Below are 14,563 nucleotides of genomic sequence, written 5' to 3'. Positions count from 1 at the left end.
TGACAGAGCCGCAGAACCCAGGCCCCCTCCTGAACCACCCGTGAGAACGGGGGGCTTCCGGCGTCCGGAACCCGGACAGCCGCTCTGGCCGAAATCACCAAAGAGGCCACCGTGTCCATCATCAGCACTGGCTCGCACGGGTCCATGCAGCAGTCGCGTGCCTCATTCCCACCACCGCGTCCGGCTCCAGGCCGGGACGCCGGACCCTGCCGCCGGGCGACTGCCCCGTCATCGGGTGCGGCCAGGAGGCCGTGAGTCGCAGCGTGCAGCACCGCGACTCGACCAGCTCACACAGCACCTCGGCACCACTCACCACCGCACACCGAACTAGCAGATATAGAGGTGCTAACGATGAAAACGACCTCTCAGGGCCGTGACCGCGAACCACACGAGAGCAGCCGCAACGATCGCGCCGATGATGCCGTCCACCTACCGGAAGGCGGGGTGGGAGAACACGGTTCCGCGTCGCACCATCGTTACCAGTCGCCATACACAGACCAGGGCGACCTGGACCGCTCCGATGCCCAGGATCGTGACCACCCGCAACGGGGTCAGTGCGAGCGGCCCGTCCTCCGGGTCGCTCCCACTGACCCACACCCACACCATCGATACCTGAACGAACACGGTGCCGACGGGCACCACCACGCGAGCACGGCACGCCGCGCGCGCACTGTCAGCTTTCCCATGCCCCATCCTCCCAGCGCGGCTCCCGGGTGATCGGGCGATGGGCGATGGGCGATTGACGCTGCACAAGGTTCCTTGGTGGTGGACCGTGTTCAGGGCGGTACGGCTGTGACAGAACGAAGACGTGGCGGGGGACTGGCTGTAACTCGGTGCGCGATACAAATACTTCAGACCGCACGCACCGCGCTACCCCTGGGGAACATCGTGAAGAACACCCGCCTCACCGCCCTGGCTGCCATCGGCGTCGCCGCCACCCTCTCCCTCACCGCCTGCGGCGGCAGCGACTCCGGCAAGGACTCCTCCTCCAAGGGCTCCTCGTCTTCCTCATCCTCGGACGACGGCTCGAAGTCCTCGGACGGCGGCTCGGAGGCCGGCAACGCACCGTCCGACTCCGGCCAGGACACCAAGACCGACGCCGGCGCCGCGAACGGCGCGGCGAAGACCGGCAGCAAGGTCACCTTCTGCAAGACCAAGGACCTGGCCATCAACGCCCAGGACGCCGCGCCCGACGAGACCGCCGGCCGGATCAACATCACCATGATCAACCGCGGCTCGGCCACCTGCTCCGCAACCGGCTTCGCAGGCGTCGACATCAAGGACGCCGACAACACCTCCAACCCCATCGAACGCGGCCAGGCCCAGCCCCGCATCACCACCCTCAAGCCCGGCGACGCCGCCGTCTTCAACCTCGCCTACGACATCGACAACACCGGCAACAGCCTCACGCACCCCACCCACATCCAGGTCACACCCCCCAACGAGACCCACACCGTCGACCTCGAATGGCCCGCAAGCGCAGGCGACATCAAGGGCGCCTACACCGACGTCCAGGTCTACCCCACCCACACCACCAAGTAGACCCAAGCCCGCCGCCACCCTGCGGCGACGCGGCATCAGTCGCGGGAGGCGCTCTTGGTCGACTTCCCCTCCAGGGCCCGCGTGCCCGCAGCGCAGCTGTCCCTCAGGTCCTGCAGTTCGGCGGCCGACAGCTGTTTGAGGGCGGAGCCGCGGCGGCTGTCGTCGAGCTGGGCACACGCGCTGTCCAGCCACTGCGGGGACGGTTCGACCCCGACGAACGCGGCGAGGCGGGCGAGTTCCTCCCGAGGTGCGTCGAGCAGGTCCTCGTAGGCGAGTGTCATGCGCTGACCGGCAGGCAGGCCGTCGATGAACTGTGTGCCCTGGACGACCAGTTCGGACCACAGGTCGCCGAACCGTCGTAGGGGAAATTCCCGGTCATACACGAGGGCGGCATCGAAGGTGTCGCCGAGCAGGGGTGCCAAGTCCGGTGGAAGAGAGCGCACCTGCTCCTCCGTCAGTTCGCCGAAGCTGTCGACACCCGTCCGTTCCCTGATCTCACGCATCAAGGTGATGGTGCGGTACCCAGGGTGGCGGCTCATGGACAGCGCGCAGTCCGGTCCGTTCCGGAAGAGGTGCACGAACTTCGCGTAGGGGAAGGCGGACAGCAGCCCCGGTGCCCAGCCCGTCGAGTATCCGGAGCGCTCCACGACGGCGGTGCGGCCGAACCGTTCGCCGAGCAACTCGAAGAGCGCCTCGTGATGGGCAGCAGCGGCACGCTCCGGCCAGTCGACGACCGCCGCACGGATGTCGTCGAGCAGGCCGTCGGGGTCGTCGGTGAGGTGGGGCAGCACCATCAGGGAGAGGGCGGGGATGCCGTCGGTCTCCGCCCGGTACCGCCCCGGACGGCGCGTGTAGAGAAACTCCGGCATCAGCACCCCGCTGCGGATCATGCTCGCGAAGTAGGGGGTGGGCCGGAACAGGGTCTCCCAGAACTCCGAGCCCGACACGTGGCCTTCCGGGAAAGCCACGTCACCGACCGAGGCCAGGTACTCGTTGAGGCTGAGCACCTCGGGATGGGAGTTGAGGATGCGGGACAGGGCGGTGGAGCCGCTGCGGCCCGTACCGATGACAAAGGTCAAGCTGCGCAAAGTCGCTCTCCGAGGGCACAGGGCGGCTGTTCCAGGGCTTTCACCACCTCAGCACACCTGAGCCCAGGGCACCAGGTGACAGCGACGGCGCCCCTCCGCCGCCATCCGTGGACAGCGACGGCGCCCCCTCCGCCGCCATCCGTGGACGGCGGCGGAGGGGCGAGTGAGGCCGCGCCCTCACGTCCCGCAGTTGCCCGACGTGGGCTCGCCGGCGAAGCGCCGGCCGAGCCACTCAAGTGCCGGGCCGTTGCCTTGGATTGCCGTCCCCACATGCGACTGACCGGGGAAGGACTTCCACTCCACGGCGTTGCCCTTCGCGCACCAGTCGGCCCGCAGCTGCTGCCCGACCGCGTAGGGGATCGTCTCGTCCGCGTCCCCGTGGTACACGAACGTCGGTGCCGAGGTCCGCTTCGTGCCGATCAACTGCTTGGCGATGGCCTTCCGCCAGTTCGGCCGCTCCAGCGGGTTGGACGTGGTGACGTCCTCGATCTTCTTGCCGCGCCCAGCCTCCAGGACCGTACCGACACACTCGCTGCGCACGACCTTGGCCAGCTTGCGGCCCTCCTTGTTGAGGTACTTGTTGAGCGCCAGGGACGGCTGGGCGGCGTTCTGGCCGACGGCGGACATCAGCAGATAGCCGGCGCTGTCGCCACCCTCCAACGACTCGGCGACCTTGGTGAGATCGGCGGGAACACCTCCGCTCGCTGTCCCCTTGACCTTCAGCTCGGGGGTGTAGGCCGCGGCCATCTCGGCGGCCTTCGCGCTGGCTCCGCCGCCCTGGGAGTAGCCCATGATGCCGACGGGCGCGCTCGCGGAGACGCCGTACTTTGCCGCCTCCGGGTGCCGCTGGGCCGCACGTGCCGCATCGAGGACGGCGCTGCCCTGAGCCTTGGCGACCATGTAGGTGTGGTCGCCGGGGGTGCCGAGGCCTTCGTAGTCGGTGACGGCGACGGCGTAGCCCCGGACCAGCGCGGCGTTGACGAGCGGCGCCTCGGCGGTCGTACCGCCCGGGAATCCGGCGGACGGTGCGCACTTGTCGCCGAGACCGACCGTGCCTACGGCGTAGGTGATCAGCGGACGAGGGGTGACCTTTCCGTCGTCGGGGACGATCACGGTGCCGGAGACCTTGTTGTGCCGCCCGTCGGCGGAGGTCGACCGGTAGACGATCTTCCACGCCTTGGTGGGGGTCGGAACGCCCGGGGTGTACTGGAACGAGGACGGCTCCGAGCTGATGATCTCGCCATGCCTACCCGGGCGCTTCATCGCCTGGCCCGGGTGGCGCTTGTCCTTCTCGTGCTTCGCGGCGTTGGAGGCCTTGCCGGCGGTCGGCGCCGGTGAATGGGTCGAGGGGGTCGCGTCTGGGGCACCGCCCGCGTGGGTGCTCTGCGCGGCGGCGGACCCCGGGAGCCCGAGCACCGCCACCGCGAGGACGGCACCCGCGGCAACCGGCCGTCTGCGTAAGACTGACATCATGCAGCTCTCCCAACTCTCCTGTGTACAAGGGGGGTTGACCAGCACCGTACTGACCCGTCAGTAATACGGCCATAGATGTGCAAGGTCCGAGGCGGGGCCAAATATCAGGCGTCTGTCCTGTTGGATCAAGTTGGATCAAGCAAGTCCGATTCGTTCAAGAAGGCAGCGGCATCGGCTCACTATCCTCACGACCATGAACAGCACCGACAAAGAATCCCGCCACCTCAGCGTCTACATCGACCGCACGGTCGACGAGGTCTACGCCTTTGCGTCGGACCCGGTGAACCTGCCCGCGTGGGCCCGTGGCCTGGGAGGCTCCATCGAGCGGATCGACGGTCAATGGGTTGCGGAATCCTCCCCCATGGGAAGGGTCGCGGTCACCTTCGTGCCGCGCAACGAGCTGGGTGTACTCGACCACGACGTCACGCTGCCCTCCGGGGAAACCGTCTACAACCCGGTCCGTGTGATCCGCGACGGCAACGGGAGCGAAGTCGTGTTCACCCTGCGCCGGCAGCCACAGACGAGCGACGCCGATTTCGACCGTGACGCCGCCACGGTGGCCGGTGACCTGAACCGGCTCCGAGAGCTGATGGAGCTCGCATAGAGGCGAGCCGGGCAAGACATGTTGCCCGGCAGTCTCGCGAGGATGAATCCGCGCGTGCTTGTGTGGAACTGCGCAATACGATCCGCACGCGACGATGGGACGAACGCGATGCCGCTTGAGGGCGAGTACGGTCCGCATCCGGTGCAGTGGGTGCGCGAACAGGTCGAGTTGTACGAGCGTTCGGGCGGCACGCAAGGGGGGACGCTGTGGGACACGGGCCTGCCCGTCGTCATCGTCACGATGCGCGGCGCGAAGAGCGGCAAGATCCGCAAGATCCCGCTGATGCGCGTGGAGCACGCGGGGCGGTACGCGGCCGTGGCCTCGAACGGCGGCTTCCCGCGGCACCCGGTCTGGTACTTCAACCTCAAGACCGATCCGCACGTGGAGCTCCAGGACGGTTCCGTACGCCGGGACATGACGGCCCGTGAGATCAGCGGGGACGAGAAGGCCGAGTGGTGGGAGCGCGCGGTCGCCGCGTATCCGCCGTACGACGAGTACCAGGAGAAGGCCGACCGTGTGATCCCCGTCTTCGTGCTGGAGCCCACGTCCGCGACCGGGCCGGCGGATGCCCCACCGTCGGTCGCCGAGGGCGACGGCTAACGTGTGGGCATGGCGATGACGGGGAAGCGGCGAGTCCTGTACCGGCAAGGCAGCGGGTTCTGGCGGATGACAGCGAAGTGGGTCCTGGTCTTCGGGGTCCTGTATCTGCTGGACGGCGGACTGCTCCGGTCGTGGGGCGACGCTCTGGTCTGGCCGATGATCGGGATCCTGCTGTGGGTGCCGTTCGGGATCGGCGTCGTCTGGTACCCGAAGAAGGACCAGCTCGTCGCGTTGACGACGCGTGAACTGCGGGTGCGGCGCAAGCGGCTGCCGATGGAGATGGTGAATCTCCTGCACGTGGCGCGGCTGTGGCTGGAAGGGCGGTCGACGGCCGACGACCAGCCGGTGCTGGAATGGACACGGTTCGACCGGGTGGTGTGGGTGCCGCTGCGGGACGGCCGGGCGTTCAGCGTGGAGTTCCGCGACCCGGCCGCGTTCGCCGAGGTATTCGGCGCCTTCGCGGTCGCGGCGTGCGGCGGGCCGGACATCGTCCGTGCCAGGGCCGCCGTGGAGTCCTACCCGGATCCGCTCCCGATGCGGCGGCCCCGCCCCACCGACGACGGCTCCCCTCTGGACCTCTTGGACATCTTCAGCTGAGAGCCGCAGACGCGCGGGAAGGGGCAGCTGTCCGGCAGGAACGCGGGTAAGGCTCGCAGTCTCAGCGCCCGAGTACCTGCCCGTAGTACAGCGCCCCCCGCAGCCCGAACAGCCGGGCCGTCACCGTCGTGGTCCCCGAGGGCCAGCGCCGAGCCGAACTCGTCGTTGACCTCCGGCGCCCCGGGGACCCCGGCCGAGTCCTGGTGCCAGGCCGCCGACCTGGCGGTGCCCGAGGCGTCGAGCAGACCGTCCGGGCCCGAGGTCAGCACCGTGACCGAACCGGCGCGGTCCAGTGTCCCGATGGCCTCGCTGGGCGTGCCCGCCACAAGGTCGTCCCGGCCGTCTTCGTCGAGATCGCCCGCGGCCGGCTTGATGCCGAAGTTGTCCGCGTCCTCCACCGTGCCCGCGACGCCCGGAGTGTCCTGGCTGACAGAGGTGGTGAACGTGCCCGCCTCGGCCGCGCTGCTCGTCGCCGTCGCCGTCCTCGCGTCGGTGGGGCTCGCCCCTCCAGCGACGCCGACCACGGTGTCCGCGTACCAGGATCTCTTACGGCGCAGAGGTACTCCACATCGCAGGGCTGGGAGGTCAGTTCACGTGCTGGAGGGCAGACGGATGTCTAGAACCCGAGCACTTCGCCGTAGTTGATGGCTCCGTTGGGCAGCGCGAAGCCGAACGGGGTCAGCGACTTGCCCAGCGGGTACGTCTCCTCGGTGCTGCTCGGAGCGAACCAGACGCCACCCGACCTGGGCTCACCGGCGTTCTCCCCGGGCGCGCTCACCGCGCTGTCCGGCAGCCCGTCGCGGTTGTAGTCGCCGACGGCCACCTGGGCGCCGAAGCGGTCGCCGGCCTCGGCCGTGCCGGGCATGTTCGGGGTGCTCTGGCTGCGGGCCAGACCGCCGTGGAGGCCGTGCTCCGTGTTGTTGAGAGTGACGTATCCGCCCGCGTCCTTCACGGTGCCCACGTCCTCGCCGGGCACGCCGACCACCAGTTCCGGACGGTCGTCGCCGGTCAGGTCGCCCGCGCTCAGCGCGGCGCCGAAGTCGTCGCCCTCCTCGGCGGTGCCGCCGACCTCCGGGTTCGACTGGGTGAAGCACTCGCTCTCGGTGCCGAATTCCGCCGTCTTCGAGCCCTTGAGCAGGAGCACCGCACCGCCGAGCCGGTCGCTGCAATGCGTGGTCTCCGACTCGGGGTTGGGCTGTACGAGGCCGACCGCGAGGTCGTCCGTGCCGTCCCGGTCGAAGTCGGCGGCGGCCAGCGAGCTGCCGCGGTCGGCGTCGGCGTACCACTGGGCGGGCTTGGCCTGGTCGTCCCAGCGCGTGATGAAGGTGCTGGAGTCCTCCATGCCCTTCCAGGTGGCGGCGAGGTCGTCCCGGCCGTCGCCGTCGAAGTCGCCGGTGGCCAGGTCGGTGGTGGCGCCGCCCATGCCGTACTGGCGCACAGTGGTGGGGGTCACCGGGTCGGCGGTCAGCGGGCCCGGGCGGAACCGCAGCGAGCCGCGCTCCTCGCCGCTCTCGCCGTACGCGAGGTCGGTGTCGCCGTCGCCGTCGTAGTCGCCCGTGGCGATGGTGTTGCCGATCTTGCTGAACTCGCCCGAGCCCCTGGCCACCGTGGTGCCCTTGACGTTCCACCCCGAGCCGTCCAGGACGGTGATGGTGCCCTCGTCCTGGAACTGCTCGGAGGTGAGCGACTCTCCGCTCGCGCCGACGACGAGCTCGTAGACGCCGTCGCCGTTCACGTCGACGGGTGCCACGGAGGAGCCGAAGCGGTCGCCCGCCTCGGGCGTGCCGGGTATGCCGGCCTCGGCCTGGCTGATGACGCCGGTGGACCCGCTCGGGCTCTGCGGGCCGCCATAGATCACGCTGACGTAGCCGGCCTTGGCCTTGCCGTCCACCGTGGCGTTGGGCATGCCGACCGCGATGTCCTCGTATCCGTCGCCGTTGAAGTCGAACCGCGGGGTCGTGGCAGCCGCGGCGCTCCCGGCGAGCGGCAGGGTCAGACCGGCGGCGGTGAGTGCCACTACGGCTGCGGTGGCGGTCAGGGTACGTACGCGCACTGTGGAACTCCGGTACTCGAAGGGGGAAATCAGAGGGAAAGGCTTCCGGGGGTGTGACTCGTGAGGCGTACGAAGGGTTGTGCGAAGGTGGCGACCCGGTGAACGCGGCTTGCTTCAGAGTGAGTTCCGCCCCCGGGCCCGCATCGCGAAACCGACTTGGAGAACCCCGACGGTCAGACGGTGCTGAGCGGGTGGGCCGCCGTGGCGGAGCGCGGGGGCCAGGCTCGGGGGGCGAGGATGCCCAGGACGTAGGCGCGGGCGACCAAGGCGGGGCGGGTCGCGGCGCCCAGGGATTGCCGCAGGCGGCTGAGGTGGTAGTCGACCGTCTGCCGGGACAGCTTCAGCGAGGTGGCGATGTCGCTGTTGCTGCTGCCCTCCGCAAGGAGGGACAGGATGCGGACCTGCGCGGCGGTGAGCGACGGATGGGCCTCGTGGGCGAGGCTCTGGTGCGTGACGACGGCCCAGACATGCCGGGCACGGGCAGCGGAATGGCCGACCGTCGTCAGGTGGAGCTGCGCGCGGCGTTGCCGCCCCTGGCTGTCGACGAGCACGGCCGATGTCTCCACTCGTCTGGTGCGGCGCGCTATCAGACCATTCCATCTGCGGTGCAGCCCGTCTAGTTCAGGGGTGGGGGCGAGCAGAGTGCGGGCGCGGCGGCCCACCAGGTCGGGCAGACCGAGGTGGAACAGGTCGGCGGCCGCCGCGCTCGCCTCGATCACGCGTCCGTCGGCCGAGAGCAGTGCGCAGGGCAGGCCGCTGTGGTCGCGCAGCGCCTGTAGGTTCTCCTCCGCCTCCTGCCGTTGGACCTTGGCACGGAGGTGGTCCGTGATGTCCACGTAGATTCCGGCGACGCAGGTCTGCGTGTTCTCCCGTACGGGAAAGCGGTGGCCGACCGCCTGACCTGGGCTGCCGTCCGGGCGGCGGTAGCCGAGGGTGTGGCGCACCTGCGTGCCCCGGTTGAGGATCTCCTGGTCCAGGGCGCGGAACCGGACGGCCTCGGCGGGGGCGTCGAAGTCCTCGATGCACTTGCCGGCGAGTTCTTCCGCAGTGGTGCCGTAGAGGTGCGCGTAGGCATGGTTGGCCCACAGGTAGCGTCCGTCCCGGTCCCGGATGAAGGCCGCGGCCGGGGCGCGGTCGATGAGGTCGGCGAAAGCCGCGTACCGGCGCGGGACTTCGGGGTGGGCCTGTCGGCGGCCTTCCTCGGGCGGGTGCCCCGGGGCCGAGCGTTCTTGCTGCATCCGTTCCAGGAAGCGCTGTGCCCTACCGGTGTCGGCGCAGGCACCGCCTCCGCCCTCCAGTGCCTGCCACGGCTCGTCGACCTCCCACCAGAAGACGGGAAGGTGCTCGAGGAATGCCTTGAGTCTGGAATCGTCCACAGCGGTTTCTCCGTCCGTATACGGCTAGTTGACGCACAGTCATCACGCGAGGCGTATCCCGTCCCGGTCTCGCGCATGCTCGCTTCTCGGCCGAAGTGGTGGCTGCCCGCGAGGTGCCGCGGCCGGCCTGCGATCCCTCGCGGAGCACGAGGTGGCCCAACACGGCCTGCGACTCAGGCATTTGCCTGAGGCGCAGGCGCCTCCGGTGGCGTTCGCGGGTGCCTGCCGACTGGTCCCCTTGAGTGTGCGGGTGAACACGCCCTGCAACGTACGCCCGATGATCCCTCGTGTTCTACGCGCGTCACCGATCTGTACGACACCACGACACGTACCAACCGGATGTATGGAGACGAACCTCGATGAGCAAGGTGCTGTTAGTGCACGCCAAGGGTGGTCCGCCGCTCGGTCACGTCCTGTCCCGGGCGGCCGCGCGGGCGGAAGTGCATCTTCTGACGCTCAGCGCTCTTCCTCCCACGGCGGCGGACGCCGCCCGGACACTGTGCGCCTCGGTGGTGACACCCACCGACGCGCAGCGCTCCGACCTGGTGTCCCTGATCGTCTCGCGGGCCAAGGCCGTGGGCGCGGACGCGGTGTTCACCTTCTCCGAGTACGCGGTCGTGGCCGTCGCCGAGGCCTGCGAGGCGCTCGGCCTCGCCGGAGCGGGCAGCGCCGCCGCGCTCGCCCGTGACAAGCGCCTGATGCGGCGCACCTGGCAGGAACACGGCCTGCCGCAGCCCGAGTTCCGACCGGTCGCCACGGAGGCGGACCTGCACGAGGCGGCCGTCCACCTGCCCTTCCCGCTGCTCCTCAAGGCGGCCTGGAGCGCGGGGTCCACCGCGCACCAGATCATCCGCTCCCGGCGCGAGGTGTCCGCCGCCTGGCGTCGATCGCGTGAAGTAATGGCCGAATCAGCCCTGTTGGGGTACGCGGAGCTCCATGTCGCCGAGGCCGAGGCGGACTTCGTGGTCGAACAGATCGTGACCGGTACCGCTGCGGACTGGTTCGACGAGTCCGGCTGGGGGGACTACGTCAGCGTCGAGGGGGTCGTGGCGGACGGTGTGTTCCGTCCGGTCTGCCTCAGCGGCCGGATGCCCACGGTCGAGCCGTTCACCGAGCGTGCGGGCATCACTCCCGCCCTGCTGTCCCAGGACGCCCAGGACCGGATCGTGGCCCTCGCCCGGGAGTCCGTCGACGCCCTCGGCCTGCGCGACTGTGGAACCCACACCGAGATCAAGCTCGGTGCGGACGGCAGCATGTGGCTGATCGAGACGGCCGCCCGGTTCGGCGGCGCGATGACGGTGCCGCAGGTCGAGGAGGTGTTCGGCCTCGACCTGATCGGCATGCTCGTCGACCATCTCCTCGGCCGCCCGGTCGAGTGGCCCGAGCACGCTCTGACGCCGGCGCAGGCGCACGGTGCGGCGGGCTCCCTCGTCGTCCTCGCGGTCGACGGCAAGGGCGAAGCCTGGCAGGACCGCAAGGTCTGGGACTTCTCTGCGGTGGCGGCGGACGTGCCGCTCGGACGGGGCAGCGAGCTGTCGGTGGTCGCGGAGAGTTCACTGGCCGACGGCAGCGTCGTGCCGGTCTACGACCCGGCCGCGGGCGCCAACACCATGGCGGCCCTGTGCCTGCTGTCCGCCACCGACGCGCGGACGGTGCTCCGCGACTTCGAGACCCTGGTGGACGCCCTGCCCCGGGTCCTGCCCGCCGCGCAGCCCGAGGAGGTTTCCCGATGACCGCCCAACTGTTCACCGGCTCCGCCGAGCCGGCCACGGACCGCACGGTCGTCGGCGAGAACCTCTCCCTTCCGCTCTTCCGTACCCTCTCGGGTGTCCTGGCCGGTCATCCGTACCTCAAGGTCGTCGTCGACCGCGTGGAGAACAGCTGGCACCTGCTCGACACGGCCGCGCACCCCTTTCACGTCAACTACATCGCCACGCGCGTACTGGGCATGGAGCTCGCCGCGCTGGACGCGGACCTCGACGCGTTCAACGCTTCCGTCTACATGGACCCCGGGCGCCGCTTCCTGCTCGGTGTGCTGTCCCTGCACACCGAGCAGGACACGGAGGGCCGCGAACGCGCCTTCCTCGTCCTGGAGACGACCGAGGCCGACACCATGCACGGTGAACTGCTCGCCCTCTTCTACGAGTTCGTACGATCACGCGTCGACGACCGGCTGCCCGTGCTCCTCAAACCCGCCAATCACGGACAGGAGGAGGAGCTGGCGGCGATCAGCGAACTGCTCGTGCCACGCGTCCTGAGCCACGAGCTCTTCGGCTCCAGGACCCGGACGCCGCTGAATCCCGGCGAGGCAACCGGGCGGTTGCGGTACTTCCGTACGCACGAGGAGTACACGGCGGCGGAGGCCGGGCTCGGCTGGGCGGACATCGTGGCCATGCCGTGCCTGCCGGACGACGTGCCCCGGGTGGCTGGATTCCTCAACACCAGGCCGATCACACCGCTTTCGCACACCAACGTCCTCGCTTCAGGCTGGGGCATACCCAACGCGATCGTGCGCGACCTGGAACAGCTCGTCGAGAAGGACCGACTGAACGGCGCGTGGGTGCGCTACCGGGTGCGCGAGGACGAGATCTCCCTGGAACGGCTGGACCACGAGCCGGACCTGCGGGCCCCGGCCTGGCACCAGCAACGCATCCGCCTCGAACCGCCCCTGCTGGAGGACACCCCCGTACTGGCCCTGCACCGGCTGCGCAGCACCGACCGGGACCGGTACGGCACCAAGGCGGCCAACCTCGGCGAGCTGCACCACGTGCTCGACAGCCGTACGGCCGACCTGACCGCCTTCTACGGTCGGCCCCGCCCGCCGCGCGAGGACCTCTACGGGCACCTCGCGGCGCGGCTCGGCCTGAACGAACCGTCCTCGGCCGAACTACGCGCCGGTGCGGCCGACTTCGTGGCCACCACGGTCGGCGCCCCGGAAGGTGTCGCACTCCCCTTCGCGCTCCAGCAGCACTTCCTCGCCTCCTCCCCCGCCCTCCAACAGGGCATCGGCAAGCTCAAGATGGCACTGGAACTCGACGCCATCGACGTGCTGGACTCCCTCTGCCTGCAACTCCAGCACCTGATCCGGCACGCTCCCGTCCCCGAGTCCGTCACCCGGCAGATCAACCAGGCGCTCCCCGCCGCCGCGGATGCGCGGCGGCGTCTGGTGGTGCGCTCCTCGTCCAACGCCGAGGACCTTCCGGGCTTCTCCGCGGCGGGCGTCTACGACTCCGTCACCACCGTCCACGGCACCGGCGAACTCCTGGAAGCCGTACGCCAGGTGTGGGCCTCTCTGCTGTCGCCCCGCAGCGTGCGACTGCGCCACCAGGTCGGCATCTCCCTGGACGACACCTACATGGGTGTGATCGTCCAGGAGTACGTGCCCGCCTCTCTGGGCGGTGTCCTGGTCACCTGCAACCCGACCCGCCGCGAGGACTTCCGCAACGTCTACCTCAACTGCTCCCCCGGCTCCCCGGAGCAGGTGGTCGACGGCACGGTCCTGCCTCAGCAGTACCTGTACAACACGGTGGAGGGCGGCGGCCGCACTGTCGCCCTGGGCTCCTGGGGCGAGGCCCTGTCCGCCGAGACTCGCGCCCGGCTCGCCGACCTGTCCCTGACCGGGCGGCTCCTCCAGTCCCATTTCAGCGGGGCGCGCTTCGGTGGTGCCGAGGTGGACAAGCCGCTGGACATCGAGTGGCTGATGACCGAGCGGGGCGACTTCCGTCTGGTCCAGATCCGCCCGTACGCGCTGTGAGCGCGCGACGTGGGCGTCCGCGCCCCGGCAGAGAGGGGCGTCATGGCCTGACGGACACCGCCCGTCGGGTCATCCGGCTCAACTACGGCTTCCAGCTGCTGTTCAACTTGCTGTGGTGGATGCCGGTCTTCTACGCCTACCAGAAGGCAGCCGGGCTCTCGGACGGGCAGATCTTCGGCATCCAGAGCATCTACTACGTGGCCTTCTGCCTGTTCGAGATCCCGACCGGGCTGATCGCCGACCGGATCGGTACCCGCAACTGCCTGCGGGCCGGGGCGGTGGTCATGACGGCGGCCAATCTGGCTCCGGTGGTCAGCGCCTCGTACACCGGCTTCCTCGTCCACTTCCTCGCCATCGCCGCGGGCCGTTCGCTCACCTCGGGTGCGGCGAGCGCCTATCTGTACGACGGGCTGCAGGCCGAGAAATGCGGCGAGCACTATCTGAAGGCGGAGGGCACCGCGCGGGCCCTGGGGCTGGCGGCCAAGGTCGTGTGCTGGCCGCTGATCGGACCCCTGATGTCCGTCGCCCACGCGGCTCCATACGTCCTCAGTGCCCTCAGCGCGGCGGGCTCCCTCGCCTGTGCCGTCGCGCTGCCCCGACTTGCCGGAGCGGACGAGGGCACGGGGAAAGCGACCGAGCGGACGAGCGGAGGACGCAGAGGCGGCGACTTCCTGCGGGACGCGGGCTCCGCACTGCGCTGCGTCGCCTCCTCACGGTGGCTGGCCCTAGTGATGGTGCAAGGCGTCGGGGTCTTCACGCTGTCCCGGATCTGCCAGGTCAATCTCTTCCAGCCGATCCTGCTTGACCACGGCATCGCGGAGGCCTCGCACGGCGGAGTCCTTGCCGCGATGACGGTTGCGGAGGCGGTGGCCTCGGCCCGCCCCCAGTGGCTGAGCAGTCGCCTCACACCGGTCGCCTGGGTCTCGATCCTCAGCCTCGCGCTCGCGGGCACCCTCGCGGCCATGACGCTCGGCGGGCCCTGGGCCGTGGTCACGCTGCTCTGCCTGTTCGCCGCCGCGACCGGTTTCGCGTACCCGGTTCAGCGCAAGCTGGTGAACGACGCGGTGCCCGCGCACGCCCCGCGCGCCACGCTTCTCTCGGTCGAGAGCATCGTGGACCGTGCGGTGTGCGCACTGGCCGCGGTCGCCGCGGGCGCTTATCTCTCCGCCGGGCACCTGGACGCCCTGCTGTGGCACAGCGCGCTCGCGACGGCGGTGCTGCTCGGAGCCTTCCAACTGTTCCTGCGCAGCGGGATGGTGAAACGGGGCCCGATGGTCGCCGCCCCGGGAGGGCTCCCGGCCGGGGCCGAGGGTCCGGACACGACGGACGCGGACAGGCAAGCCCCGACCGACCGCGCTGCCCTGGGGACGGACCCCGGCAGGGAGTCCCTGCACGACGCAGGCGACGCAGACCGGCTGACCGAAGGTGGACGCCGCAGGCCGCGGGGCTGACACGCAGCCGCACAGACGGGCCACC

General features: G+C 69.9%; 12 protein-coding genes and 1 pseudogene. 7 read left to right on the top strand and 6 right to left on the bottom strand.

Annotated features, from left to right (window positions below):
* Positions 1-366: 366 nt before the first annotated feature.
* A pseudogene (locus M4V62_RS42215) lies at positions 367-686 on the bottom strand (DUF2975 domain-containing protein); the annotation flags it as partial.
* Between the two features lie 202 nt (positions 687-888).
* Here M4V62_RS42215 and M4V62_RS42210 point away from each other — a divergent pair.
* The gene (locus M4V62_RS42210; protein WP_249592495.1) at positions 889-1,542 is read left to right on the top strand and encodes a DUF4232 domain-containing protein; all 654 of its coding nucleotides are present in this window, start codon (positions 889-891) and stop codon (positions 1,540-1,542) included.
* A 35-nt stretch (positions 1,543-1,577) separates the two neighbouring features.
* Here the strand turns inward: M4V62_RS42210 and M4V62_RS42205 are convergent, their stop codons facing one another.
* Together M4V62_RS42205 and M4V62_RS42200 are read right to left on the bottom strand one after the other, a co-directional pair.
* Entirely contained in the window at positions 1,578-2,621 is a 1,044-nt protein-coding gene (locus M4V62_RS42205; RefSeq protein ID WP_249592494.1) for a sulfotransferase, read from the bottom strand.
* A 186-nt stretch (positions 2,622-2,807) separates the two neighbouring features.
* A complete protein-coding gene (locus tag M4V62_RS42200; RefSeq protein ID WP_249592493.1) occupies positions 2,808-4,103 on the bottom strand; it encodes a lipase family protein in 1,296 nt (431 codons plus the stop codon).
* A gap of 193 nt (positions 4,104-4,296) precedes the next feature.
* Here M4V62_RS42200 and M4V62_RS42195 point away from each other — a divergent pair, with 193 nt between their 5' ends.
* The 3 genes from M4V62_RS42195 (at position 4,297) to M4V62_RS42185 (ending at position 5,904) form a co-directional block, all read left to right on the top strand.
* Positions 4,297-4,707 (top strand): SRPBCC family protein, encoded by a 411-nt coding sequence (locus tag M4V62_RS42195; RefSeq protein WP_249592492.1) that lies wholly within the window; start codon positions 4,297-4,299, stop codon positions 4,705-4,707.
* A gap of 108 nt (positions 4,708-4,815) precedes the next feature.
* On the top strand, positions 4,816-5,307 hold the full coding sequence (locus tag M4V62_RS42190) for a nitroreductase family deazaflavin-dependent oxidoreductase (RefSeq protein WP_249592491.1): 492 nt from the start codon (positions 4,816-4,818) through the stop codon (positions 5,305-5,307).
* Positions 5,308-5,316: 9 nt separating this feature from the next.
* Positions 5,317-5,904 (top strand): hypothetical protein, encoded by a 588-nt coding sequence (locus M4V62_RS42185; protein ID WP_249592490.1) that lies wholly within the window; start codon positions 5,317-5,319, stop codon positions 5,902-5,904.
* Here M4V62_RS42185 and M4V62_RS42180 read toward each other — a convergent pair.
* The 3 genes from M4V62_RS42180 to M4V62_RS42170 all read right to left on the bottom strand — a co-directional run bounded on the left by M4V62_RS42180 (position 5,823) and on the right by M4V62_RS42170 (position 9,333).
* Complete coding sequence (locus M4V62_RS42180; RefSeq protein ID WP_249592489.1) at positions 5,823-6,428, bottom strand: FG-GAP repeat protein; 606 nt, start codon at positions 6,426-6,428, stop codon at positions 5,823-5,825. The genes M4V62_RS42185 and M4V62_RS42180 overlap by 82 nt on opposite strands.
* 92 nt (positions 6,429-6,520) lie before the next feature.
* Positions 6,521-7,957, bottom strand: coding sequence for an FG-GAP repeat protein (locus M4V62_RS42175; protein ID WP_249592488.1), 1,437 nt, complete (start codon positions 7,955-7,957; stop codon positions 6,521-6,523).
* A 173-nt stretch (positions 7,958-8,130) separates the two neighbouring features.
* A complete protein-coding gene (locus tag M4V62_RS42170) occupies positions 8,131-9,333 on the bottom strand; it encodes a PAS domain S-box protein (RefSeq protein ID WP_249592487.1) in 1,203 nt (400 codons plus the stop codon).
* A 359-nt stretch (positions 9,334-9,692) separates the two neighbouring features.
* On the opposite strand from M4V62_RS42170, the gene M4V62_RS42165 reads away from it, so the two are divergent.
* From M4V62_RS42165 to M4V62_RS42155, 3 genes are read left to right on the top strand one after another with little or no spacing between them, the layout of a single operon-like run.
* Positions 9,693-11,066 carry an ATP-grasp domain-containing protein gene (locus M4V62_RS42165; RefSeq protein ID WP_249592486.1) on the top strand — a complete coding sequence of 458 codons (1,374 nt, stop codon included), beginning with the start codon at positions 9,693-9,695 and terminating at the stop codon, positions 11,064-11,066.
* Positions 11,063-13,087, top strand: coding sequence for a PEP/pyruvate-binding domain-containing protein (locus M4V62_RS42160; RefSeq protein WP_249592485.1), 2,025 nt, complete (start codon positions 11,063-11,065; stop codon positions 13,085-13,087). The genes M4V62_RS42165 and M4V62_RS42160 overlap by 4 nt, the downstream gene beginning before the upstream one ends.
* Complete coding sequence (locus M4V62_RS42155; protein WP_425575305.1) at positions 13,084-14,538, top strand: MFS transporter; 1,455 nt, start codon at positions 13,084-13,086, stop codon at positions 14,536-14,538. The genes M4V62_RS42160 and M4V62_RS42155 overlap by 4 nt, the downstream gene beginning before the upstream one ends.
* Positions 14,539-14,563: the final 25 nt, after the last annotated feature.

The sequence above is a fragment of the Streptomyces durmitorensis genome (assembly GCF_023498005.1).
In the GTDB taxonomy this organism is placed as follows: domain Bacteria; phylum Actinomycetota; class Actinomycetes; order Streptomycetales; family Streptomycetaceae; genus Streptomyces; species Streptomyces durmitorensis.
This window is presented reverse-complemented; position numbering and strand designations above follow the sequence as displayed.